Here is a 24,794-nt window from a genome sequence, read left to right on the forward strand (position 1 = left end):
GGCCACAGCGCGGTTCAGCCGGGATCAGCGGTCGACGATGCGGTTGGTCAGTTCCACCAGGTCGTCGGCGCGACAGCCGGGGTAGCCGTGCAGGAGTTCGCGCCACTCCGGCGGCACCGCCGAGGCGCCCCAGCGGGCGCCGAGCAGGCCGCCCGCAATGGCCGCGGTGGTATCGGTGTCACCGCCCGCGCGCACCGCGAGTTCCAGTGCGGCGGGCAGGGTGTCGGTGTGGGTGATGGCCCACCACGCGGTCTGCAGGGCATGCACCACCCAGCCGTTCTTCGGGAAGTCCGCGGGTGAGCCGGTTTCGGCCTTGTCCAGCAGGGGTTCCCAGAAGCCCGCGTCCACCATCGAAAGCGCTTCGCGCACACCGTCATAGGTGCCGTGCAGCACGGCGTGCCGGATGCCGAGCGTCCAGAGTTTGCACGCCTGCATGGCCTGCATGTCGTAGTGGGTGAGCGAGCTGACCACCTTGGCGGCCTTACCGCAGTTCTCCGGATCGTCCAGGTAGGCCAGGGCCACCGGCGCGGTGCGCATGAGCGACCCGTTGCCGGCGGTCAGACCGGTCAGATCGTGGGCGCGCATCTGCATCTCGCGGCCGGTCGGACTGCGCCACTGCAGGACTTCGCGGGTCTGATTGCCGATATCCTTCGGGCCCGAATCGAACCAGGCCACGAACTCCGCGGCCACCGCGTTCAGTCCGGACTCCTCGTGCAGGTTGCCCGCCGAAGCGGCCGCGCGCGCCACCGCGATCGCCATGGAGGTGTCATCGGTCCACTCGCCGAGTTCCCAGTCGAAGCCGCCGCCCCCGATCATGCCGATGGCTGCGTCCGGACCCGGGTAGGTGAACTCGTAGCCGGCGCCCAGAGCGTCTCCCGCCGCCGTCCCGAGCAATACACCCGCGGCGCGATCCCGCTGTTCCGCCGTCAACTCCATCGACTCGGGGCCCCTTCTCATCGTTGATCGCGGATCTTCTTATCGTGGATCGTGGATCGTGGATCACTCTCGCTTATCGATTCTCCGCAATTCTCCCATTGATGATCGATGCACCCCGGTGAATGCTCGATCGGTGAGTAGCGTTCAGCGTTTGGTGGTCGGGATCAGCGGTGCCACCGGCATCGCTTATGGGGTGCGGGTACTGGAATTGGCGCGCAAGGCCGGCGTGGAGACACATCTGGTGGTCACCCCGGCCGGACAGCAGACCCGGGCCTACGAAACCGAACTCAGCGCACGCGATCTCGCGGCCATGGCCGATGTCTCCTACCGGCCCGCCGATATCGGCGCCGCCATCGCCTCCGGATCCTTCCGCACCGCCGGAATGATCGTGTCCCCCTGCTCGATTCGCACTCTCTCGGCGATCGCCTACGCCAATAACGACAATCTGCTGACGCGGGCCGCGGATGTCACGCTGAAGGAACGCCGCCGGCTGGTGCTGATGGTTCGTGAAACCCCGCTCACCATGGCGCATCTGCGCGCCATGACCGCGGTCACCGAGATGGGCGGCATCATCATGCCGCCGGTGCCGGCCTTCTATCTGAATCCGGGATCGGTCGAAGAGATCGTCGATCACTCCGCCGGGCGGGCCCTCGATCTGCTCGGGGTGGACGTCCCGGACCTGCCGCGCTGGGGCGAATAACCGGAGGTCCGGACCCCGTGCACTACGCTCGGGAACGGTTTGCGCGCATCCCCGTTCTCGTCCGTAGCATGGAAGATCCGGAGGCTTGCCCGATGATGAATCAGCTGGTGGATCCACCCGGATCGGTCACGAACACACCCGATCCCCTGGCTCGGGCACTGGCGCCGGTACCCGGCAGCGGCCACATCTTCGATGTCACCCACCGGCTCGGCACCGTGGACATGGACGAGAACCAGAATCTGCGCATCGACGGCATCGCACGGCAGATCCAGGACGCGGGCGTGGACCACCTCGTGCACTGCGAGGCGCTGGAATCGCATCCGCACTGGATCGCGCGGCGCACCGTGATCGATGTGGTGCGGCCCATCGCCTGGCCGGCGCAACTACGACTACGCCGCTGGTGTTCGGGCATTTCGCCGCGCTGGTGCAATATGCGCGTCCGCATCGACTCGGACGGCGGCGGGCTGGTGGAGACCGAAGGCTTCTGGATCCACATGAACAAGGAGACGATGAGCCCGTCCCGCGTGGACGACAAGTTCTTCGATCTGCTGTCGACCACCACCGACGAGCGACGGCTGCGCTGGCAGCAGTGGCTCACCGCGCCGCTGCCCGAGGCGCAGGGGACTCGATTCCCCTTGCGGCGCACCGATGTCGACCATTTCCAGCACGTCACCAACACGTCGTACTGGCATGCGGTGCATGAATTCTCCTCCGAGGCAGGCGATCTCACTCGCGGTCCGCATCGGTTCGTACTCGAGTACAACAAGCCGATCCGCTACGGCGAATCGCTCGACCTCCATACCAGCCGTACCGCGGATGCCCTCACGCTGTGGTTCGCGGTCGAGGGTGAAGTGCGGGCCATCGCACAGCTGCGCGGCGCGGCGGCGGAGTAGTCAAGCGGGACTGCCGGGGCTGCCGGCTCGATCCACCATGACCGTCAGGTAGCGGCGGCGATAGAACCGCTGCGCGACCAGCAGGAGCCGGAACAACCAGCGCCACGGCCCTTTCGGCGCCGGCCGGGTGAGCGAGCGCAGGGTCAGGAAGACCGTTCCTTCGTCATCGCGGTGCACGATGAACGCTTCCTCACCCGACACCGGGTGACCGGGTAGGGTGCCGTAGGCGAAGCCGCAGCGGTCGACGGCCTCGACGACGGCGACCACCCGCGCGGGCTCGTGCACGGCGAACGGGCCCCAGCTGGCGGTGATGCGATAGTCCGCGCCGGGACGGACTCGCAACTGGGCGCCATTGCGCGGGGAGACCTCGGCGCCGCCACACAGCGCGACACGGAATCCGCTACGGCGCTTCACACCCCAGCGCAGGACCTCCTCGGCCGTGCGGTTCCAGAACTCGTCGCCGTGGCCGATGATCACCGTCTGCTCGAAGCGGAGGAATCCGGGCAGCACCGGCCAGCTCGCGTCGCCGGGATAGGTCACACCGGCCGGTGCGTAGGTGAGATCAGTCGTCATCGAGTGCGCTTTCCGCGGCGCGGCGGTGCTGCCGCACCTTCCAATAGACGAGACCGAGAGCGGCGATGATCGGAATGACGATTATCGCATCGGTATCTATGCGTTTGGCTATGGCGGTGAAGGATTGGCCCACCAGGTATCCGGCCAGCACCAGCGCCGAACCCCAGATGATCGCACCCGCCGAACTGGCGATCAGGAAGCGGCCGTACGACATCGGCGACATGCCGACCAACTGCGGCAGCATGGTGCGGAAGAAGGTACTGAAACGGCCGAACAGCACCGCCCAGCCACCCCGGCGCTGCAGGAAATCACCCGCTTGATCGAACTGCTTGCTGTAGCGCTCGAAGATCTTCCAGCGCAGGATGCGGGAGCCGTACCAGCGGCCCGTCCAATAGCCGACGCTCGCACCGACAATGGCCGAGGCCACCACCAGGATCAGTGTCGTGACAATGCCGAGGTGGCCTCGACTCGCGGCCACGCCCGCCAGGATCGCGGCGGTATCGCCGGGCACCAGCAGGCCCAGGACCATGGCCTCCTCGCCGATGACGAGCAGGCCCACGACGACGTACGTCCAGATCGCAGGAAAGCTCAGTATTCGCTGTACCAGCGAGTCCATTTCCCGACGCTAACCGCCGCCACGGCACGACCTCGGCAGACACACCCGAAGACGATCAGCGGCGGTCCGGCCGGAGCAAGGTCATGACGGCCGCACCGAGCGCAGCCCCCAGCAGCTGAGCGGCAATGAAGCCCAGCCCGGAAAGCGGAGCGATACCGGCAAACGAATCGGAGAACATGCGGCCGACCGTGGCGGCCGGGTTCGCGAAGGAACCCGAACTGGTGAACCAGCAGGCCGAGCCGATATACGCGGCAACCGTCGCCGCGACCAGCGATCGATTACGCCCGGCCAGCCCGGAGACCACCGCGATCAGCCCTGCCGTGGCGACCATCTCGCCGATCAGATGCCCGCCGGTGACGCGGTCCCGAGTCGAGATCTGCCAGGGCGCCTGATCGAACATGCTGTTGGCCAGCATCGCCCCCGCCACGCCACCCAGCACCTGACCACTGACGTATCCGGTCAGCTCGAACCCGCTCGGCCCGCTGCCGCGCCGCCGCCCCTCGAACCAATCGGCCACCGACACAACCGGATTCAAATGCGCGCCCGAGATCGGCCCGAACACCAGAATGATCACCGCCAGCCCGAACACGGTAGCGGTCGTATTCTCGAAGAACTGCAACCCGACATCGGCGGGCGAAAGCTGTTGCGCCGCAATCCCCGACCCCACCACCACGGTCACCAGCAGCGCAGTCCCGAGAAATTCGGCCAGCACCCGCCGCCCCAGCGGCAGCCCACCCCCACGTTCCACCGGCGTCTGCACCCCAGCGAACCCGAACATCGCAAGCTCCTGATCAGACACCCACCAACAGTGCCAGACCCCCACCCCTCGCTCGACACCTCGCTCGAACATATATGAGATATCAATCCCCAGCTCAAGGCCCGGAACCGAAGTACCGCCAGCCCCCCGCACCCTACTCCGAGGCCCTCACCCCAACCTCCCGCTCCCCCACAGCATCAGCCCAAACTCACCGACACCCCACTGCCGCCCGAACCATCGACCCAACCCCTCGACTCGATCCCACCCGAACCCTCGACCGCCGAAACAGCCGCCGCCCCTACCACTTCGGCGCCGTGCCCACGCTAAGCCGAAGCAGCAGAATGGTTCCCGGTCTCGGCGGTAGCGATCCGAGGCTCACCAGCGGCCGGAGTCTCCACCCCATAGGCAGCCGGAAACTCCGATCCATAAGCGGACTGTGCCACGAACTCGGCAACAACCGAAGGCGCGAGATCAGCAGAGCTGGACCTCTCCACCGCAACGAGCCCCTCGACCCCCGCAGGCTGCTCAACCGCGACAGGCTGATCAACCGCGACAGGCTGATCAACTTCGACGGGCCGCCCAACCTCGAAAGGCTGCTCAACAGCGGCGGCCTGCTCAACGGCGGCGGGCAAATCATCTACCGCGATCAGATTGTTTGTCGCGATCACATCGTCTGCCGCGGCCGGATCTGCCGCCGCGATCACATCGCGTGCTGCGATCGGATCGTCTGCTGCGATCGGATCGTCTGCTGCGATCGGATCTGCTGCTGCGATCGGATCGTCTGCCGCGGCCGGATCTGCCGCGGCCGACTCGTCTACGACAGTCGAGTCCTCAACTGCGGGAGGCTCGTCCGCGTCGATCAGCCCTTCGACCACCACCGATTGCTGGGTGGCAGCAGCCGGATCGTCGACCATCACGGATTCCCCGGCAACGGCCGCCACCTCGACCTCGGTGGTGGCCACGGACCCGGTCGGCTGCTCAGCGGCGGCCGCACTTTCGACCACGGTGGACTTCTCGACAGCGGCTGCAGGCTTGAACTCGGCGAATTCATCGACCGCCGTCGCCGGATCTCCCAGCGCGGCAGGTTCTTCGGCTGCAATGAGGTTTTCGGGGGCGGGTGAGTCGTCTGCGGTGTGCCAGATGTCGTGCAGGGCTCCGAGGGCGCCGGCGAAGTGGTCGGCGGTGTCTTCGTGCTCGGCTGATCGGCCGGTGGGCCGGGTAGCGTCCGCGCCGGTGGTGAGGGCTACGAGTTCGGCTCGGAGGTCGGCTATTTCGCCGGCCAGGTCCTCGCGGAGTTGCTCGCGTTCGCGGAGGCTGGCGCGGAGGCTTTCGATGGTGTCGTCCATGGCACTGAGGGAACGGTCGGCGCCGACCAGTCGCCATTGGATGACGGCGGGGCGACCGACGGCCTGGCTGGCCGAGCTGACCCAGTCCAGGACGTAATCGAGCCAGGCGTTCTGCTTGGGCAGCTTATGGTTCTCGTCGAAACCGCGCCGGAGGGCCGCCTTCGAGGACAGGATGCGCTCGCCGCCGCGCCGCCGGGGCGCGGTCATGTGCACGTGATTGAGCTTCCCGGCACTGCTCACCACCGCGGTGAGCCGATACTGGCCCGCGAGATGCATCCGCAGTTCGGCGGTGCCGCGGCCATCGGCATCCATGGCGCCCAGCCACGGCCCGTCGGCCACTTCCAGGATCGACTCCAGTATCCCGAGCTGACTGACACCGCAGCGCAGCCGCGTGGTCCGCGTCCGCAGGTCATCGGGCGTGGCGGTCATCTGGTCCCAGTGCATCACACCTCATTCCACAGACCGGCATACCAACAGCAACCCGATGAACATTAGCCGTTCCACACTCGTGCGAGTGTCAGGCGGGCGCCCAGAGGTGACCGGCGTCTCCCGCTGCCAGCCGCTCCCGATAGACATCGATCTTGTGATCTATGAGTCCGAGGTTGTCCTCCAACGCCGCGATCTTCGCGATCACCCCGGCTCGATGCTCTTCCAGCAGCGCCAGCCGCTCCTTCTCGTTTCCCCGGCCGGCCGCCACCAGCTCCGCATACCGGCGAATGTCCTTGATAGACATCCCGGTAGCTCGCAGCCGAGTGCAAACCCGAATCCAGTCCAGATCCAGCTGCTGGTATCGGCGCCGACCGGTGTCGGTCCGATCGATGTCCGTCACCACCAGGCCGGCTCGCTCGTAGTACCGGAGCGTATGCACGCTGACCCCGCTGCGCCGAGCCGCCTCGGCGATGCTCATACCGTTCCGATCGACGTCGGAAGAGGAGTTTTCTGCAACTTCGAGCATGGTCTGGATGCTACCGGCGGGTTCAAAGACAAAAGATAAAAGATTAAGAGCCGGAGGTGTGGTTGCGTCGTCTGCCCTGCCGGACCGGGGCTGACGCCGAGTTAGGGAGCCGTAACTCGCTATCCCAGCCCACGGGCTGCACGCATCACCTTCTCGAGACACAAACCCGAAAACCGAAGGCACGAAAACCCCGGAACCCGAAGGAAACCGAAACAGGCACGACCGGTACACCAGTGCGGGGATATGTCTCATTCCCCCACGCTGGTGTACTGGTCGCGCCTCTTTCACACTCTCTAGACCTCTAGCCCGGCCCCTAGCCCACCCTCCGGCCCGCCTTGCCGCCCGGCTTGCGGTCCGGCTTGCGGTCCGGCTTGCGGTCCGGCTTGCGGTCCGGCCGCTGGCACGGTGGCCGATCCAGTCGATGTCCCGGCATCCGGCCCATCGCTTTGCGCCCCACCCGAACACGTCCGGCGCGCCAGCCATTCACGATGGCGGCGAGATTCCCGCTCGGTGCGTGCCCGAATCCGCGCCGCCGACTCCGCCAACGCTTCCTTCTCGTGGTGGCGGTGGTTGACCTGCGCGATCCCACTCGGGTCGATGTGGGCGGGTGCGATCCAGCCGGTGCGACCCGCATACTTCGAATCTTGGTCCAGTTTCACTGTTTTCCAGCCACCGGGCCCGTCGTGGACTCGGGCGTGGCAGGCGTCGCAGGCCAGGGTGAGGTTGTCGATATCGGTCGGGCCACCCTTGGCCCACTCGGTGACGTGGTGCACCTGGCACATGGTGGCGGGGGCATCACAACCCGGACGGGTGCAGCCGCGCTCGGCGGCGATCAGCGCTATCCGTTGCGCCGAGTTCGCCATACGAGGCACCTTGCCCGTCATTCGTTTGCCCTTACCCAGATACAAGGGCATACCTGTGTGGTTGAGTACCGCCAGCCACGGAATCGACTTCTGCGCCAGCTTCAACGCCTCCTCGATCGACACCCGCCCACCCGACGCCGTCACAGCGACCCCGGCCGCGGTCTCGAGTTCGGCGACGGTCATGGTCACCACGGTGCTGACCGGCATCCCCCGATGCTGGCCCAGGTGGGCCGGGCCCATTTCCGGGCGCAGCAACGCCAACACCGCATCATGATTACGCTGCCCGGCACTGCGCAGGTCGCGTTTCACGCACCCCTGCAATACTTCCGGGTCGATCCCGTCACCGACGGAATCACCGGTGGTCCAGGGGCTTTGCGCGTCCTCGGGGTTACACATGCCTGGGCGCGCCAGTTTCGCCAGCACCGGATCGAGCAGGGCCCGCAGTTCGGGGGTGATCTCCCCGCGGATCGCCGACATGCCGTCGACACGTTGTTTGCCGATGATCAGTTCGCGCATGCGTTGGCGATCCTTGTCCTGCACCAGGATCCCGTCGGGATCGAGGAACGCCAGGATGCGGTCACCGATCTTGGGCAGGTCATCGGGCCAGCCGGTGCGCGCGTAGTCGGCGAGTTGTTGTTCGACCGCTTCGGCTTGTATCGCATCCACATGCATCGGCAGCCGCTTCAGGATCTTCGCGATCCGCCACGCATGATCGACCGAGATCTCACCGGCGGCTTGCGCGGCAGCAGTATGGGCCAGCAGGGGTTCGAGTTCCTCCCCACCGATCAGACGCGGACCCAACAGCTTCGCGGCATTCACGCGCGCGGCAGCCTCGGCATGGGACAGACGCAGCACCGTGCCAAGGAATTGGGCGGTGCTCTTGGCTCCCACTCGTTCGGGGATATGGCGTTCGTCGACCTCGGCCAGCAGTCGGTGTTCCACGGCGACCAGGCGCCTTTTGCTGGTTTCGATTTCGCGCAGGATCTCGGTGATCTGGTCGTCGGTGAACGGTGTCGGGTTCAACTCGGTCAGCGCGTCGACCGCGGCAGCGAAAGCTGCTGTGGCGTCTGCGGTGAACTGGTTCCCCCCGGTGTCCATACCACCATCATATCTCGAACGAGTGTTCGAATCCAGCCTAAATCCAGTGTGATACAAAGCTTTTCAGAATTGTCAGAGTCGGACGAGGGCGATGCTGTTGGCGATGATCCAGGTGGCCCAGCCGAGCCATCCGATGCCGCCGAGGAAGGCGAGGCGGGAGGTGGCGGTGGCGTTGTAGGGGGCAGCAGACGAGGAGAGGAAGAGTAGTGCCGCGCTCAGATAGCCGACGGTGGTTTGCCAGGGTGAGGTGAGGACTCCTGTGGCGGTGAAGCCCAGTAGGGCGGTGGCGAGGAAGAGTTGGTTGAAGCCGAAGAGGACGTTGCTCAGGGTCCATAAGGCGGGCATGGACTCTCGGTGCTGTGCGGCGGCGGTGGCCAGGCCGAAACGTAGCGCTTCGACGCAGGCGAAGGTGACGTTCTGCATGAGTACCCCGGCGAAACCCACGAGGGCCCAGGCTTGCGGGCCGGAACCCCCGTGCCAGGAGACGGCGAGCAGTCCGGCGGCGAAGATCGTGAGGAAGAGCCAGCCGGCGGGGGCGGCCACCGACGGCCGGCGTAGGGCGGTACCGACTTCGGCGTAGTTGGCGGCGACCGCTTCGAAGCCGTTGCCTGCCACGGGCATCGGTAGTCGGCCTCGTATATAGACGGCATTGATGACGATGGCGAGCACTACGAATCCGATGCCGGACAGACCCGCGCAGACGGTGAAGCCAGACCTCATGGGAATCCCTCCCCTAATTGGTTTTACGGCAGCTATATTGAATATAGGATCGGAAAACCTTAGAGGGCAAGGGTGGAGCCACAGACCGGGCGACGGCCTTACGACTCGCTACGCCGCGTCGCACAGGCCAAGCAGACGCATGCCGAAATCGCCTCGGCCGCACGGGAACTGTTCGTGACCCAAGGATGGGCGGCGACCACCATTCGCGATGCGGCCCGGGCGGCGGGGGTCTCCGTACCGACCGTCTACGCGGCGTACGAGAACAAGAAGGGACTGGTGCGGGCGCTCGTCGACGCGGCGGATCTGGCCGCCGATCCGCCGCGCATGATCGGGCAATTGGAGGCGTCGGCCGATCCGGTGCGGCATCTCGGGGCCATGGCGGGCTATGACCGCCGATTGTTCGAGCGGGCAGGCGATCTCATCGTGCTGCTGCGCGAGGCGGCGCGCACCGAACCGGAGCTGGCGGCGGTGTACGAGGAGGCCCGGCACGGAGCCGATGATGCACACCGGCAGGTCTTCTCGGCGTGGCCCGGGGGGACGTTGCGCCCCGGGCTGGATCTGCCTGCCGCGCTCGATATCTATGCCGTGATCTGCAATATCGACGCCTACCTCGTGCTCACCGGTGAGCGCGGCTGGTCGCCCGAGCGCGTCGAAAGCTGGTGGGCCGGGGCGCTTTCCCGTGAGCTGCTCGGGCGCGATCCTGTCGCTACCGGGTAGGCAATGTTCCGCTACTGGCGGTAGGTGGCCAGGAAGCGGCCGATGCGTTCGATGATGGCTTCGAGGTCGTCGGCGTGCGGCAGGGTGACAATCCGGAAGTGGTCGGGGCGGGGCCAGTTGAAGCCGGTGCCTTGGACTATGTGGAGCTTCTCTTGCAGGAGGAGGTCCAGGACGAACTGCTCGTCGTTGTGGATCGGGTAGACGGACAGGTCGATTCGGGGGAAGGCGTAGAGGGCGCCCTTCGGCTTTACGCAACTGATGCCGGGGATGGCGTTGAGTGCCTCCCAGGCGCGATCGCGTTGGTCGCCGAGGCGGCCGGTCGGCAACGTCAGGTCGTGGATGCTCTGGTGGCCGCCCAAGGCGGCTTGGATCGCTTGCTGGGCCGGGACATTCGCGCAGAGGCGGAGGCCGGCCAGCATGGTGAGGCCCTCCAGATAGTTCTCCGCGTGCTGGGTGGGGCCGGTGACGACGAGCCAGCCGGAGCGGAAACCGGCGCAGCGGTACGCCTTCGACAGGCCCGAGAAGGTCAGGACGAGCAGGTCGGGGGCCAGGGAGGCGGTGGAGGTGTGGGTGATGCCATCGTAGGTGATCTTGTCGTAGATCTCGTCGGAGAAGACGACGAGGTGATGACGGCGGGCCACCTCGAGGATCTGGCGCAGGACCTCGGGCGGGTAGACGGCGCCGGTGGGATTGTTCGGGTTGATGAGGACGATGGCGCGGGTGCGGTCGGTGATCTTGGATTCGATATCGGCGATATCGGGGTACCAGTCGGATTCCTCATCGCAGATGTAATGCACGGGGCGGCCGCCGTTGAGGGCGGTCGCAGCGGTCCAGAGCGGGAAATCCGGTGCGGGAACGAGGACTTCGTCGCCGTTCTCCAGCAGGGCGGTCATGGCCATCATGATCAGTTCCGAGACGCCGTTGCCGAGGAAGACGTCCTCGACGTCGACCTCGGTGAGGCCGAGCGTCTGGTAGTACTGCACCACCGCGCGCCGCGCCGACAGCAGGCCCTTCGACGAGGAGTAGCCGCTGGAAGCCGGCAGGTTGCGGACGATGTCCTGGAGGATCTCCGCGGGCGCCTCGAATCCGAACGGCAGCGGGTTGCCGGTATTGAGCTTCACCACGTGGTGGCCCTCGGCCTCCAGGCGCGCGGCGTGATCGGCTACCGGGCCACGGATCTCGTACGAGACTCCCGCCAACTTGCTCGACTGCTTGACCTGCATGGACATCCCCTTCTCGGAACGGTTGCCGACCACTCTACTTGGAACTTCCAAGTTTGCACTTGGATATTCCAAGTTGTTGGTTACAGTGGAGAGCGTGCCACGCCGAAGCTACGACCACTACTGCGCCGTCAGCCGCGCCCTCGACCTCGTCGGCGACCGCTGGAGTTTGCTGGTCGTCCGCGAATTGTGTTCGGGTCCACGCCGATACAGCGACCTGTTCGCCGATCTCCCGGGCATCAGCACCGATATGCTCGCCGCCCGCCTCAAGGATCTGGAACGTGACGGGATTCTCATCCGCCGCAAAACCGGGCCCCGCGCCGGGACCGCGCTCTACGAACTCACCCCCGACGGGCGCGCGCTGCGGCCCGTCCTCGACGCGCTCTCCCTATGGGGCACAGCGCAACTCGGCGAACGCCGCGCCACCGACGCGGTACGCGCACACTGGTTCGCCCTCCCCCTCGGCCGGGCCATCGCCCGCCTGATCCCGGCCGGAATCGTGACCGTGCACATCGGCGACACCGTACTGCACTATGTCATCACCGCCGACGGCATCACCCACCACGACGGCCCCGCCACGGCCGCCGGCACCGAACTCCACTTCGACCTCGCCACGGCGACCGAAATAGCCACGGGCGCACGCGAACTCACCGTGGAAGATCAGTTGTCGGGCACCGGAGCCCCGTCCGTACCGGGACCGACGTGATCCTGCTGCTCCGGCAGCAGCGGCGCCACAGCGAACGTCGAAGCGTCCGCCGGTAGCGCCTCGACCGCACGAACCCCACTGTGCGCGGCCAGGTTTCGCAGCTGATCCAGCGGGGTGCGAACCACGAGGCCCACCACGCACGCGCAGTCGGCCCGCAGGCGAGAGGTGACGACCTTCTTGACGGCGCTGCTGCGATCGTCATAAGCCGTCAGCGAATCCACCTGGTAGGCAGCAGCTTTCTCCGAGTCCACCGCGGCCGCGTCACCGGCGGGCACATCGACCGTCACGATCGGGGTGGCGACGCCCGGAATGTAGATGTGAAAGACAACCTCGGACACGCGCACGCCGGAAGTGAACCCCGGAATCTGCTCGGCCGTAATGCCAGCGGTGAACGAGACCAGCGCCCAGCGCTGGTCCTTATCGTTCCCCTGCAACGTCGTCTTCGCGTGCGCGACGTAATCCGTCACCGCCACACCGTCTTCCGGCCCGAGCCGATCGGTGGCGATCACGCCATTGTTGGGCGGCACCGCCCACCCAGCGACCACGATCAGCACCGCAACCAGGACGGCAGCGACCGCGAATCCGGCATTGCGGACCGCCGGATGCCGAACCAGCGCCAGCGCTCTCGCCACCCCGGAAGCGCTTGCGCCGCTGGAATCCTCCGTGTCATCGGCACCTGCGCCGCTCATCCGGTCTCGCTCACATCCACGGTCCGCAGCCTATGCCCCGCGCAGGACATCCAGTGCGTGTTCCAGATCCGCCGGGTATTCGCTGGTGATCTCGATCCAGCGGCCGTCGGCCGGATGGTTGAAACCCAACTGCCGGGCGTGCAACCACTGGCGCTCCAGGCCGAGGCGCTCCGCCAGGCGCGGGTCCGCGCCGTAGGTGAGGTCACCGCAGCAGGGGTGGCGGACGGCCGAGAAGTGCACTCGGATCTGGTGTGTGCGACCGGTTTCCAGGTGGATGTCGAGCAGGCTCGCCGCCTGGAACGCCTCGATGGTGTCGTAGTGCGTGACCGACGGGCGGCCGTCCGCGATGACCGCGAACTTCCAGTCGTTGCCGCGCGCCCGGCCGATCGGGGCGTCGATGGTGCCGCTGCTCGGATCCGGATGCCCCTGCACCAGAGCGTGATACCGCTTGTCCACGGTCCGGTACTTGAACGCCCGCTTGAGCTGCGTGTACGCATGCTCGGACTGCGCCACCACCATGACACCCGACGTGCCGACATCCAATCGGTGCACGATGCCCTGGCGTTCGTGCGCGCCCGAGGTGGAGATGCGGTAGCCCATGGCCGCCAGCCCGCCGACCACGGTCGGCCCGGTCCAGCCGACGCCGGTATGCGCCGCCACCCCGACCGGCTTGTCCACCGCGACGATGTCATCGTCGGCGTAGAGGATCTTCATGCCGTCCACCGGCGTGGCCTCGACGGTGAGTTCCCGCTTGGGCTCGGGGAATTCGACCTCCAGCCAGGCGCCCGCGGTCAGGCGATCGGACTTGCCGGCGGCGACGCCGTCCAGCTGTACCGAGCCCTCCTCGGCCATGGCCGCCACCGCGGTGCGCGAAAGACCCAGCAGCCGTGACAATCCGGCATCGACCCGCATGCCGTCCAGCCCGTCCGGCACGGGCATGCTCCGAGTTTCCCTCATGCGGTCTGCTCCTCGGTGCTGTCGTCCGCCGATGAGCGGTGCATGCGCGAACCATCCGGCTCGAAACCGAAGACCGTCAACGCCACCAGCAGAATCGCGCCGCACACGATCGACGAGTCCGCGACATTGAACACCGGCCACCAGCCGATCGCCACGAAATCCACCACATGCCCCTGCAACGGACCCGGCGCCCGGAAGAGCCGATCGATGAGATTGCCGAGCGCACCACCCAGCACCATGCCCAGGCCGAACGCCCACGGCAGCGACCGCAGCGTGCGGCCGATCCGGATCACGCCGACCACCACCGCCACCGCGATCAGGGTCAGCAGCCAGGTCATGCCGGTGGCCATGGAGAAGGCGGCGCCGGGATTGCGGGTCAGCATCAGCCGCGCCCAATCGCCGATCAAGTAGATCGGCCGGCCGGGCGTCATGTTCGCGACCACCAGGGTCTTGGTCAGCAGATCGAGTCCGAGGATCACGGCCGCGACCACCAGCAGATTCCGCAGCCGCTTCGGACGGCGCGAGCTGCCGGGCTCATCGGACTCATCGGACGCGCCGGTCTCGTCGGTCTCCTGCGACTTCGCATCCGCCGATTCCGAACCCGCCCGGCCGGTCACGGCGGCATCCGCATCGTGCTCGGCCTCGGCGGCGGGGGTGCCGATGGGTGCGCTGTCGCCGGGCGACTTCTCTGATTCCTCTGCGCCGGGATCGCGCTGCCGGTCGGTACTCACTCCTGACATCATTCCCTATTGCCATGGCACGGCTGTCGCTCGCCCGAGACAGCACCCGACAGCACACCGGGGACGGCTCCGGCCGATGCGGTGTCAGCCGCCGATTTTCGTTCGGCGTGACGCGAACGTGATCCCAGCTGATTATCAGGATCGAGCCGTAACCTGTTCGACGTGACGGTGTTGTCTTCATCCCCCAGCTCGGCGAACGCCACCGCACGCTGTACCGGCTCCCCTCGACGCCCACGAGTACGCACTGCCCGATCGGGGGTGCTGCTCCTGGTACTGGCGGTCACGCTGTCCGCCTTCGGAGTCGGCTGCAGCGACCGATCGGAAACGACCACCGAAGTCGACGGCGCCGAGCCCGCGGGCATCGGCAAAGAGGTGACCATGCCCATCCCGGCGGTCACCACCACCGTCGTGGAAGCCGGCGCCGAACCCAAGTCGGCCCTGCGGCCCGCACTGGAGTCCGGCACCACCCAACAGGTCACGCTGCGCACCGAGCACCACTTCGAGCAGCAGATCGATCAGCAGGCGGTGCACGATGTCTCACCGCCGTCGATCACCATTCCGCTCAGCGCGGAAGCCGGCACCGACGGCGTCGAATTGACCCTCGGCAATGTCACCTCCCCCGATCCGAACCTGGCCAAGGCCCTGCTGCCCGCCGACGGATCGCGGGCCGGATTCGACATCACCGAACTCGGCGCCATCACCGCCCTGCGCATGGCGCCCAAACCCGCCACCTCCGACGCCGCGCGCGCCGCGCTGGAACAGGCCTTCTATCAAGCGGTGTACCAGTCCATCGCCTTCCCCGACGCCGCCATCGGCGAGGGCGCGGTATGGACGGTGCGCCAGCAGGTCTCGGGCACCGTGCCATTGGAGCAGGTGACCACCGCGACCCTCACCCACCGCGAAGGCAACCAGTGCACCATCCAGCTGGATGTGGTGCAGACCCCGAAAGTCAATGTCTGGCAGCTGCCCAACCAGGCCGGGCAACTCGAGATCGTCGACTACCTGATGCACGGCACCGGCACCATCAACGTGGATCTCGGTCTGCCGCTGCCGGTTTCCGGCACCGTCACCATAGGCGGCAATCAGACCTACCGCGACCCGCACACCGCGGTCACGGTGCGCCAGACCCAGCGCACGGAGGTGGCGTGGGGGGACTGACCCGGCCCGCGCTGCTGGCCGCCGCACTCGCACTCACGCTGACAGCCTGCGGCTCCAAAGGTTCCGCGCCGCTGCCGACCTTCCAGCCCACCGTGGCCCCGCCGAGCGGGCAGGCCGCGGCGGCACTCGACGAGATCACCCTGCGCGGTGACCTGATCGACGTGTCCGCGCTGCCCAGCGGATTCACCGCGCTGCCCGATCCACCGCCCGGCAGCACTTCCGGGGCGGGCTCGACCACCAATCCGTCGCAGTGCGCGAAAGTCCTTGCCGCCATCGCCGATCAGGTACCCGGCGCGACCGGGCAGGCCGCCGCGCAGTTCGGTGGGAACGATTTCGCCAGCGTGGACGTGGATGCCGCCTCGTACCCGAACGGTATGGCGGCACAGGCGTTCTCGACGGTGCAGTCCCTCGTACGGGAATGCGCGAAGTACTCCGGCAAGGACGCCGACGGCACCAATGTGGAATTCCGTGCGGGCGGATTGGACCAGCCGCAGGCCGGCAATGCGTCCACGGCGTTCCAGCTGAACACGACCAGTCAAGGGCTCACGCTGCACACCGTCGTGAACGTGGTGCTGGTCGGGTCGACGGTCGTGCAGATCGCCTGGTCCGACTCCAAACAGCCGGACCTGAAACAACTCACCACGATCACCACCGCGCAGGTGCGCAAACTGCAAGGCGCAGCAGGGCCGTAACACGGTAATTCTGTAGTCCTGCGGCAGCACCTCGACCGCAGCCGGAGTCATCGAAGAAGGGCCGGTGTCCCACCCCGCAGAGGGTGCGACACCGGCCCTTCTCGTTTCAGCTAGCGCCAGCCGTCCACATTGATCGGCCCCGGAGTCCACAGGCCCGAATGGGTTTCGGGCGTGACCACCGGCTGCGCCGTCACCGCCGACTCGTCGATCGGATCCAGGCGCTGCAGCTCGCCCCAGTCATTACGCCAATCGTCCTGCAGGTAGGTGGCCATGGTGTGCGGGCGCAGCAGCATATTGCTCCAGCCCAGCGCGCCGCCGCCGTCATGGCTCTGCCACAGCGTGGTCATGCCCGCACCGCCGCGATCCGGCAGGATGCGGTAGTCCGGCACCTCGGCGATGCCGTCCTTGTGATCGAAGGGGCGCTGGCACGGGAACTGCAGGCCCACTTCCCAATCCAGCAGCACCGGGCGCTGCGAACCGACGAAATCCTGCAGCGTGCGAGTCTGCGGAATACGCGGCGGCGTCAACGCCACCCACTGCTTCGGATCCCGATCATGCGCACTCGCCACCACCCGGACGGCCGTGGCCTGCGCCGGAATCTCGGTCAGCGGCACCCGCAGGTTGCGCCAGGCCGGGGCCGGGCCGAGATCGATCGGCGTGACGCGGCCCAGCGGCTGCGGCGCACCGTCGGAACCCGCTACGCCGTACTCGATCTCGACCGACTGACCGGGCGTCACCACGCCGTCGTGGTTCACCGAACGGATCCGGCCCGCCGCCGCCAGCGCGATGATGCCGGCCCGATCCTTCGGCAGGCCGTACCAGCCGGTGGTCAGGGTGGAGACCGCCTCCGTGCTGCCGGAGCTGCCCAGCACCGGCGTGCCGGCCGAATCCAGGCCGAACGGCAGTGGGGCCGTGCTGGTTCCGTCCACACCGGTCTTGGCGCGGTTGCTGATCGCGCTCGCGACACCGCCACCGGTATCCAGCTCGTCGTCGGTGCGCAGATCACCCACACCGGTCGGCGTGAAACCGACGGCGCTCGCGCCGAACGCGGTGAAGGCATCGCCCGCAAGCGGTTTCAGCAAACCCGCATTGGGATCCGGCTCCACCAGCACATCCCGCGCCAGGCCACACTGCATGCCCAGCACCGCATCCACATTCGAGCGGGCCAGCGAATACGCCGGATACTGGACGACCGCGCCCTTCGCCAGCGAGGCGATCTCGAACAACACCATGAACGCCGCCGCCACCGTCAGCGGCGGAATCGTCACCAGCTTCCAGCCACGCCGCGAAATACGGTGCGGGGCAGACGGTTCCGGGGCTCGCACATGCCAGAACGCGGCCAGCGCCAGGGCTGCCACCGTCAGCAGCAGGAAGACCTTGCTCGCATCGATACCCGCCAGCACCACCGGCTTGTCGTTCCACGGGATCGCGTAATTCGAGACGTACCAGTAGCCGTTGATGCTGGAGAACGCCAGCGCCATGGCGAAACACACCACCGCCGCGAACAGTGCGCGGTTACGCGGGGACTTCATCACGCGCGGGCCCACCGACGCCGCGGCGAGCACCGCCACCACACCGGCCAGACCGGCATAGATGCCATTGTGATGCGTCCACTTGGTGGGGGTCAGCATCATGAGCAGAGTCGCGCCGACCGTGCTGCCCAGCACGCGCCGCACCGGACCGGGCGCGGTGAACGGAATGCGACCACCCTTGCGCAGCAACACCAATGCGCATGCCGCCAAGCCGATCCACAGCATGAACATGCCGAAACGGCGCGCCAGCGAACCATCGATGGTGGGCATGAACAGGTACTGGTAGCGGATGTACTCGTCGTACCACTTCACATCCGGGCCGACCAGATGATGTACGCGCTGCATCTCGAACATGGAACTCAGCGGCTGCACCGCGAACATGATCGACAGCACCACCGCACCCGCCGCGGCGATCGGCATGAGCAAGGTCAGGTACGCCAGGCCCCGGATACGCAGGACGGTAAGGAATCCCGCGCCCTCGGGGGCCGGGCGGCTCAGTTCCCGGGCGCGGCGATCCAGCAGCCGCCACATCGGGCGGATACCGGCCAGCAGCGGCGCCACACAGATGAGACCCGACGGGCCGACCGTGCACGCGAACGCACCGATCAAACAGGCGATGGCATAAGGCAGCAGACGACGGGTCGCGATCGCGCGCTCCACCGAAACCCAGGTCAGCAGGACGCCCGCGGCCACGATCGGCTCCGGGCGCAGGCCGTTGTTGTACGGCAGCCAGATCGCCAGGAAACCGAGCGCACCCGTCCACACCGCGACCCGATCCCGCCGAATCCGCACGCCCAGCCGCGGAATCACCTCGCGGCTGATCACCAGCCAGCACACGATTCCGGCCAGCAGCGCGGGCAGCCGCATCCACGGGCTCGCCACGCTGAGCTGCGCCATCCGGCCCAGAATGTCGTAATACGGTGTGCCGACCGGGTTTTCGGGGACACCGAAATAGCCGAAGTAGTTGGCCATGTAGCCCGCCTTGATGGAGGTGCGGGCCATACCGAACTGATAGCCGTCATCGGAGGTCGTCGCGCCGATGAAATGCCACAGCACCAGCGTGCCCAGCACCACGGCATCCACCGGCTTGAACGTCCACCAGCGCTGCGGCAGGAAACGGCGCGCACGGCGGCCGTCCAGGCGATCCAGCCGGAACAGCGCGAACAAGGCGATCAAGGTGCCGACGATCGCGGTCCAGATGGCCAGGCGCTTCAACAGGCTCGGATGCGCGGAGAAGCGGCTGTCCACCTGCGCGGTCACCTTCGCGCCCTGCACGGCGGTCAGATCACTGAAGACGCCGACCAGCTGCGGGCGATTGTCACCGGCCAGGGTGACCGGGGCCGAACCGGTGAGGGACGCGGTGGTCGAGGTCAGGTCCGAGTGCACCGTCAGCGTGCAGTCCGCGGGGAGCTGATCCACCGGGACGCTGAACAGCGTCTGGTTGCGCAGCACCGCCTCCAGCTTGCCCGGAGTGGACTCACTCTCGGCGACCGTGGGCGCGGTCACACGCGCGGCAAACCCGTATCGATCGAGGTCGGGCGCGCCGTTCGGAGCCGTAGCTACCAGCGTGCCACCATGCGAAGTGAGCTGCGCCACATTCGAACACGGAACGGTCACGTCGAAAGTCAAAGGCGCATAGGACACCAGCGGCGCTTGAATGCTCTTGCTCGAGTCACCTTGCGGCCAGGACAGCGTCGTCGCATCCACCTGCACCGGCAACAGCGGAACCGCCAATGCCGCAAGCACCGCAAGGAGACCCGCGATCAGGGCGAGCGGTCGTTCCCATCCCCCGGGAGACCGATTCACGGTCTCGGCACCAGCTCTCCCGGCGGAATTCTGCCCCGCCCTCTCCATCACGTCGGTCACGATCGGAGATCCTAAAGGGCAACCCGTTTCCATCGCTCACGGTCACCACACACAAGTGACCCTCACCGCCCCGAACCCCCGAACAACCGCCCCCGCCGCACCGCACTCGCCAGCACATCCCGCACGAACAACCCGATATCCCCCTCCGCCGGCAAACCCGGATACCGCAGGTCGAGCACCTGCCCCCACCCATCAGTCACCGTGAACCGCGACAGCCCCGCACCCGACTCCCACTCAACAGTTGCGCCCGGCTGATCCAGATGCACGACCTGCTCCCCAACCCGCAACATCAACTGCCCTCGATCCCGGTAGAACACCACCGGCTCCCCCTGCAGCTCCCCATACACACCGCCGACGTCCGCCACCGCAGGCGCCGCCCGCAGAATCCCCGTCGGCTGATTCAACTCCGCGAACTCCCCGAAATCCGCCAACGACCGCACGGTAACCCCAGGCCCACCAACCCACCCACGCCCATCCCCGACAAGAGCATGCGACCTCACCCCAGACGATGGTTCCCGCACAGGCGAATACGCGGGTTCAGGCGCCTGCTCATGATGCGACTCATGCACGGGCGAACGCCCGGGTTCGGGCGTCCATTCATTAAGCCGCTCATGGCCCGGTTCATCCGGAGGCCGATGAGGCGGTTCGTATGGGGGCCGATGGTGCGGCTCACGCCCCGGCTCATGCTTCGGGCGATGGTGTGTCCCATGCCCGGGTGAATGCCCTGGCTCATGCGGCGGCAAGTGCTTCGGCTCGTGCGGCGGCAAGTGCCTGGGTTCATGCGGCGGCTGGTGGGTGGGCGGATGCTTCGGCTCCCACACACTGTCGTCAGGTGCCGTCGGCGCGCTGTATTGCGGGAACTCCAGAGGGCCGAAATACCTTGGCGTATAAGGGATCTTCGAGGACGTATCCGGCGGATGCGGCTTGTGCCCACCCGGTGCGGGCTGCTCACCCTCGCGACCGGGCTGTCCCTCGACGCGCGCGGCTCCTTCGCCTCCGGCAGCATGCCCCTCGCCTCCGCCGGCCTCCCCCACCCGCGGCTGCTCCTCCCCTGCGGCAGGTTCGACACGCACGGTCGGCTCACTATCCGGAGAACGCCCCAGCCACACCGTGGGCTCACTATCCGGGGAACGCCCCAGCCACACCGTGGACTCGCTATCCGGGGAACGCTCGACCGGGACCGTCGGCTCATGGTCGGCCGAATGCCCGAGCCGCATCGTCGGCTCATCGGGAGAACGCCCGAGCCGCATTGTCGGCTCATCATCCGAAGAACGCCCCAGCCGCATCGTCGGCTCATCATCCGAAGAACGGCCCAGCCGTATCGTCCGCTCATCATTCGTAGCAGGCTCGTGCCGGACCGTCGGCTCGATATCGGGGGAACGTTCGACCGGAACCGTGGATTCACTGTCCGGGGAACGCTCGGCTGGGACCGTGGGCTCGCTGTCCGGGGAGCGCCCGAGCTCGACCGTGGACTCGTCCTCTGGAGCACGCCCGAGCTGGACCGTCGGCTCATCCTCCGGAGCACGCCCGAGCCGGAGCGTCGGTTCACTGTCCGGGGAAGACCCCAACCGGATAGTGGGTTCGCTGTCCGTGGAAGCCTCGAGATCCTGCGATTTCGCTGGGCCTGAAGGCTTCTCGCTCTCGAGCTTCGGGGTCGGTTCGGTGGGGTGGTTCGGGGTTCGTTCGGGCGCTTCGTGTTTCGTGGCGGGCCGCTCGGGCTGCGGATTGGAGGGCGGGGGTGGGGGCGCTGGGACGGCGGCTTCTGCGGCCAGGGCATCGCGGTAGCGGTCGAGGTCGGCGCCGAGCTGCTTGCGTAGATTCCGCACCTCGCTCATCTGCTCGTTGATGCGGTTGCGGGCATCGAAGTACTCGGCGGGATTGCCCTGGTGCGTATTGTTCAACTGCTCGATTTGGCTTGACAGCTCGGCGGTCCGGCGCATGACGGCATCTGCGCCCGCGCGCTGCATCTGCGCCGCGGTCATCCCCTCCGGATCCACGCCGAGCTCGCGCAGGTGCCCGCGCATCGCATCGAGAGCCTGGGCTGATTCCCTCGGGACCGCCGCGCTCTCGGGACCTCGTGCCGGCTGCGCCGATGACTCGGGTTCAACTGGCGACCCATGCTCTGCTGCGGACTTCGCGGGTTCGGGCGCGCCGCGAGGTGGAACCTCAGCCGAGCCGTCGTGCACACCTCGACCATCGCCTGTCTCGGCCGACGGTTCGGGTGGCCGGTGAGGCTGGGGGTTCGGTTGCGCTGCGGCCTCCGGGCGAGTTTCGGCGTTGGGCACCGTGTTGCCGCGGGACTTCAATTCAGCCCCGGACGCGTGCGCGGACGATTCCGGTTCGGGCTCAGGCGTATTCGCGGGTGACTTCGGTTCAGGCTCAGGCGAACTCGCGGGGGACTTCGGTTCGGACCCAAGCGTACTCGCGGGAGACTTCAGTTCGGGCCCAGGCGTACTCGCGGGGGACTTCGGTTCGGACCCAGGCGTACTCGCGGGCACGGGCCGGGTGGATGGTTCCGGGGGTGGGGCGGCGGCGGGTTTGGGGCCTGCTTCAGGGGCTCCTTGCGGCTTCGACTGTGGCGCTGGGGCAGCCTGTGGTTTGGTGCTGGGCTCTGGGCCGGGCTGCGGTTTTGCGGCGGGCTCGGAAGGTGGTTGCTGTTTTGCTGAGGGGGCTGGAGTCGCGTTGGGGGCGTTGGGGTCTCGGACTGTCGGAGCCGAGCTCGCGCTGGTGGGTTCGGGGGCGGCGGCGCGAGGTTCGGAGAGGCGGACCGTCGGGGTTGATTCGGTGGGAATGAGCGATGTCGGGGACGGCGGGGTTTCGACTCGGGTGGGCTGGGTTGAGGTGGAGGGGGTAGCGGAAGGGTCCGCTGAGGAAGGGGCGGATTGAGGGTGCAGGGTGGCGGAAGTCGGTTGGGGGGCTGTGGGATCGGAGGAGTGGGGGGTACTGCCGTCGCCGGTGGTGGGGGTTCCGGTGCGGGCGCCGGTGGGGGCTTCGTAGGTGGATGCGGCGGTGGCCGGGGTTGCCGCGGCGGGGTGGCGGAAGCCTTTGATGCCGCCGGTGAGGACGCCGTAGGAGGTGGCGCTGGTCAGGAGGCGGGGGTCCCAGGTCCAGCCGTTGGCTATGCCGCCTACACCCCAGGAGGCGAGGGCGCCGGCCACGCCGGAGCCGGTGCCTACCGCGGCGCCGGTGACCGCGCTGGCGAAAGGGGTTGCGGTGAACGGGAGTTTGGCGGCGGCCTTGCCGAAGAGGTCGCCGACGGGGCCGCCGACTGCGCCTGCCGCGGCGGCCGTGTAGGCGGTGGTGCCGACCCGGTTCCAGTCGATGGATTTGCGATGGCCGGCGAGTACTTGCCCCTCCTGGATCGCCAGATCCTGGCCCGCGCCGAGGGCCGTACTGATCAGAACATGTTTGGCGAGGAACTTGGCGGTGGCGGCGAGAGCCATTTTCAGGACTTCGCGTGCGATCGCGCTCAGGGCGCGGCCCGCCAGTTCACGGATGGCGATGCGGGTGGCGGCGACGGCGGCCGCCTCCTCGGCGGGCGCGGTGGGCGGAAAGATCCAGGCCGCAGCCATTTCCACGGCAAGCATCGCCAGGGAGCTGATGATGAGGACCTTGGTGTACTCGATCTCGGTACCGAGCGAGTCGGCGCCGTCGGCGACCTTCTCCAAGATGGTCGCGAACTCCTCGATCGACTGGGGGCCGTGATCGAGCTTGTCGAGCGCCGTGATCATGGCCTCGATACCGTCACCCCAGGGGTAGGCGGCGATGGTGGCGTTCTTGGCGGTGGCGAGGTCGGGCAGCAGGTCGCGCAATTCCTGTGCGGCCGTGCGCCAGTCGCCGGCAATGGCCCACATGCGGTCTTCATCGCCCTCGGGCCAATCCGAACCGGCGACCCAGCCCAGCACCTCGGGCAGATCGAAACCCAACGTCGCTACGCCCCGCCGAATCCGGCGCTGTTGCGGTGCTCCATGCCCGCCAGCGTCCCGGCCGCCTGCACCTGGCCGTCCGCATACGACTGCAGAGTCGTTGCCAGATTGCGGAATCCGGCCTGGAGATTCGTGTGCGCGGCCGTATAGCCTTGCGGCCCGTCGGTGAAGGCGCTGCCGTAACTGTCGTCGCCCCACGCCGCGCCCTGCGCCGACAGCGCGGACTCGAGCCGGTTCACGATGCCGGTCATCCGGGTGGACAGCTCGTGCATCCGCCCTGCGGCGGACAGCAGTTGCTCAGGAGTCGCACCCACCCGCGTTGCCATGTCGTCCTCTCAACCGGAAAACCGGCTTCCGACGATGACAGAAGGTGAACGGCGCCCGACAGTTCCGTGACGCCGAATTAACGGCTCCCTGACATGTCCTGCGGCACACCGCATCCCATCTTGACGCGATCTTGATGCCGCCCGTACGGAAAGCGAACGGGCCCGGCACCCCCACTGCTGGGTGCCGGGCCCGTCACGGATCCATCAGCCGCAGGCCGGAATCTGCCGCGGGCCGGGAGATCCGGTCGGCCCGCCGCAAGCCGGGATCAGCTGCAGGCCGGGGAGGTCTGGTTGGCCAGCTGCAGGCTGTTGCAGATCCACTCCTTCTGGACCTTCCACTTGCCGTCCTCGACCACCAGCGGAACCACCATCTGGTTCGGGGCGCCGCCATTGATGGTCGCCGTCGCGTCGGCGGTGGCGCTGCCATTGCCGAGGTCGGTCACATTGTTGACGGTGATGGAGGCGTTGTTCTGCTTGAAGGCGGCGGCCAGGCGCGACGGCAGCGAAGGATCGGCCGACACGCCCTGCATCAGATCCAGCTTCTGATCATCCGGGACGTTCGGGTCCAGCGCCTTCTGCAGTTCCGCGTTCAGGTCCGCCGTGGTCGGGGCCGGCGGGAAGTTGGAGTTCTGGGCCGCCGCGGAGGCGGAGGTGGTGGCAGCCGGCTTGGTGGTCCCCTTGTCACCGCTACCGCACGCCGTCAATCCGAGTGCGGCCACGAGGGCCAGAGTGGCAACCGCAATGCGTCCAGTGTTCTGAAGCTTCAACTGCTCGTCCTTTACGTTCCAGTAGGTCCGTTCGACACGTG

Annotated in this window: 22 protein-coding genes; 6 read left to right on the forward strand and 16 right to left on the reverse strand. The window is 67.3% G+C overall.

Features of this window, described 5'->3' with window-relative positions; genetic code table 11:
• Positions 1–24: 24 nt before the first annotated feature.
• Entirely contained in the window at positions 25–936 is a 912-nt protein-coding gene (locus ACIP5Y_RS41460; protein ID WP_400358619.1) for an ADP-ribosylglycohydrolase family protein, read from the reverse strand.
• A 133-nt stretch (positions 937–1,069) separates the two neighbouring features.
• On the opposite strand from ACIP5Y_RS41460, the gene ACIP5Y_RS41465 reads away from it, so the two are divergent.
• Entirely contained in the window at positions 1,070–1,636 is a 567-nt protein-coding gene (locus tag ACIP5Y_RS41465; protein WP_400358620.1) for a UbiX family flavin prenyltransferase, read from the forward strand.
• 92 nt (positions 1,637–1,728) lie between these two features.
• On the forward strand, positions 1,729–2,529 hold the full coding sequence (locus ACIP5Y_RS41470; protein ID WP_400358622.1) for an acyl-ACP thioesterase domain-containing protein: 801 nt from the start codon (positions 1,729–1,731) through the stop codon (positions 2,527–2,529).
• Here the strand turns inward: ACIP5Y_RS41470 and ACIP5Y_RS41475 are convergent, their stop codons facing one another.
• The 7 genes from ACIP5Y_RS41475 to ACIP5Y_RS41505 form a co-directional block, all read right to left on the reverse strand.
• A complete protein-coding gene (locus ACIP5Y_RS41475) occupies positions 2,530–3,102 on the reverse strand; it encodes a DUF1990 family protein (protein ID WP_400358623.1) in 573 nt (190 codons plus the stop codon).
• Entirely contained in the window at positions 3,092–3,718 is a 627-nt protein-coding gene (locus ACIP5Y_RS41480; RefSeq protein ID WP_400358625.1) for a DedA family protein, read from the reverse strand. Before ACIP5Y_RS41480 ends, ACIP5Y_RS41475 begins: the two co-directional genes overlap by 11 nt.
• 55 nt (positions 3,719–3,773) lie before the next feature.
• A complete protein-coding gene (locus tag ACIP5Y_RS41485) occupies positions 3,774–4,496 on the reverse strand; it encodes an aquaporin (protein WP_400358627.1) in 723 nt (240 codons plus the stop codon).
• Between the two features lie 302 nt (positions 4,497–4,798).
• On the reverse strand, positions 4,799–6,265 hold the full coding sequence (locus ACIP5Y_RS41490) for a hypothetical protein (RefSeq protein ID WP_400358629.1): 1,467 nt from the start codon (positions 6,263–6,265) through the stop codon (positions 4,799–4,801).
• Between the two features lie 73 nt (positions 6,266–6,338).
• The gene (locus ACIP5Y_RS41495; RefSeq protein WP_400358631.1) at positions 6,339–6,776 is read right to left on the reverse strand and encodes a MerR family transcriptional regulator; all 438 of its coding nucleotides are present in this window, start codon (positions 6,774–6,776) and stop codon (positions 6,339–6,341) included.
• Between the two features lie 293 nt (positions 6,777–7,069).
• Positions 7,070–8,737 (reverse strand): DUF222 domain-containing protein, encoded by a 1,668-nt coding sequence (locus ACIP5Y_RS41500; protein WP_400358633.1) that lies wholly within the window; start codon positions 8,735–8,737, stop codon positions 7,070–7,072.
• A gap of 72 nt (positions 8,738–8,809) precedes the next feature.
• On the reverse strand, positions 8,810–9,457 hold the full coding sequence (locus ACIP5Y_RS41505) for a hypothetical protein (RefSeq protein ID WP_400358635.1): 648 nt from the start codon (positions 9,455–9,457) through the stop codon (positions 8,810–8,812).
• Between the two features lie 72 nt (positions 9,458–9,529).
• Between ACIP5Y_RS41505 and ACIP5Y_RS41510 the strand changes: the two genes are divergently transcribed.
• Positions 9,530–10,174, forward strand: a complete 645-nt coding sequence (locus tag ACIP5Y_RS41510; RefSeq protein ID WP_400358637.1) for a TetR/AcrR family transcriptional regulator — start codon at positions 9,530–9,532, stop codon at positions 10,172–10,174.
• Between the two features lie 11 nt (positions 10,175–10,185).
• On the opposite strand, the gene ACIP5Y_RS41515 is transcribed toward ACIP5Y_RS41510, so the two are convergent.
• On the reverse strand, positions 10,186–11,397 hold the full coding sequence (locus ACIP5Y_RS41515; RefSeq protein WP_400358639.1) for a pyridoxal phosphate-dependent aminotransferase: 1,212 nt from the start codon (positions 11,395–11,397) through the stop codon (positions 10,186–10,188).
• Positions 11,398–11,491: 94 nt separating this feature from the next.
• Here ACIP5Y_RS41515 and ACIP5Y_RS41520 point away from each other — a divergent pair, with 94 nt between their 5' ends.
• Positions 11,492–12,100, forward strand: a complete 609-nt coding sequence (locus ACIP5Y_RS41520) for a winged helix-turn-helix transcriptional regulator (protein ID WP_400358641.1) — start codon at positions 11,492–11,494, stop codon at positions 12,098–12,100.
• On the opposite strand, the gene ACIP5Y_RS41525 is transcribed toward ACIP5Y_RS41520, so the two are convergent.
• From ACIP5Y_RS41525 to lspA, 3 genes are read right to left on the reverse strand one after another with little or no spacing between them, the layout of a single operon-like run.
• Positions 12,055–12,789: a hypothetical protein gene (locus tag ACIP5Y_RS41525; RefSeq protein WP_400358643.1), complete on the reverse strand. Its 735-nt coding sequence runs from the start codon at positions 12,787–12,789 to the stop codon at positions 12,055–12,057. The two genes, ACIP5Y_RS41520 and ACIP5Y_RS41525, sit on opposite strands and share 46 nt — an antisense overlap.
• A gap of 30 nt (positions 12,790–12,819) precedes the next feature.
• Positions 12,820–13,746: an RluA family pseudouridine synthase gene (locus ACIP5Y_RS41530; RefSeq protein ID WP_397014186.1), complete on the reverse strand. Its 927-nt coding sequence runs from the start codon at positions 13,744–13,746 to the stop codon at positions 12,820–12,822.
• Complete coding sequence (gene lspA / locus ACIP5Y_RS41535; protein WP_400358991.1) at positions 13,743–14,486, reverse strand: signal peptidase II; 744 nt, start codon at positions 14,484–14,486, stop codon at positions 13,743–13,745. The genes ACIP5Y_RS41530 and lspA overlap by 4 nt, the downstream gene beginning before the upstream one ends.
• A gap of 258 nt (positions 14,487–14,744) precedes the next feature.
• Between lspA and ACIP5Y_RS41540 the strand changes: the two genes are divergently transcribed.
• Both ACIP5Y_RS41540 and ACIP5Y_RS41545 read left to right on the forward strand, forming a co-directional pair.
• Positions 14,745–15,644: a hypothetical protein gene (locus ACIP5Y_RS41540; RefSeq protein WP_400358645.1), complete on the forward strand. Its 900-nt coding sequence runs from the start codon at positions 14,745–14,747 to the stop codon at positions 15,642–15,644.
• The gene (locus ACIP5Y_RS41545) at positions 15,632–16,336 is read left to right on the forward strand and encodes a hypothetical protein (RefSeq protein WP_400358647.1); all 705 of its coding nucleotides are present in this window, start codon (positions 15,632–15,634) and stop codon (positions 16,334–16,336) included. The genes ACIP5Y_RS41540 and ACIP5Y_RS41545 overlap by 13 nt, the downstream gene beginning before the upstream one ends.
• Positions 16,337–16,446: 110 nt before the next feature.
• Here ACIP5Y_RS41545 and ACIP5Y_RS41550 read toward each other — a convergent pair whose 3' ends face one another.
• The 4 genes from ACIP5Y_RS41550 to ACIP5Y_RS41565 form a co-directional block, all read right to left on the reverse strand.
• Positions 16,447–19,722: an arabinosyltransferase domain-containing protein gene (locus tag ACIP5Y_RS41550; RefSeq protein WP_400358993.1), complete on the reverse strand. Its 3,276-nt coding sequence runs from the start codon at positions 19,720–19,722 to the stop codon at positions 16,447–16,449.
• Positions 19,723–19,796: 74 nt separating this feature from the next.
• Positions 19,797–23,660 carry a hypothetical protein gene (locus ACIP5Y_RS41555; protein WP_400358649.1) on the reverse strand — a complete coding sequence of 1,288 codons (3,864 nt, stop codon included), beginning with the start codon at positions 23,658–23,660 and terminating at the stop codon, positions 19,797–19,799.
• 5 nt (positions 23,661–23,665) lie between these two features.
• Complete coding sequence (locus ACIP5Y_RS41560) at positions 23,666–23,986, reverse strand: WXG100 family type VII secretion target (protein ID WP_400358651.1); 321 nt, start codon at positions 23,984–23,986, stop codon at positions 23,666–23,668.
• 266 nt (positions 23,987–24,252) lie between these two features.
• Complete coding sequence (locus ACIP5Y_RS41565; RefSeq protein ID WP_400358652.1) at positions 24,253–24,753, reverse strand: hypothetical protein; 501 nt, start codon at positions 24,751–24,753, stop codon at positions 24,253–24,255.
• Between the last annotated feature and the right edge of the window lie 41 nt (positions 24,754–24,794).

Source organism: Nocardia sp. NPDC088792 (genome assembly GCF_044750615.1).
Lineage (GTDB): Bacteria > Actinomycetota > Actinomycetes > Mycobacteriales > Mycobacteriaceae > Nocardia.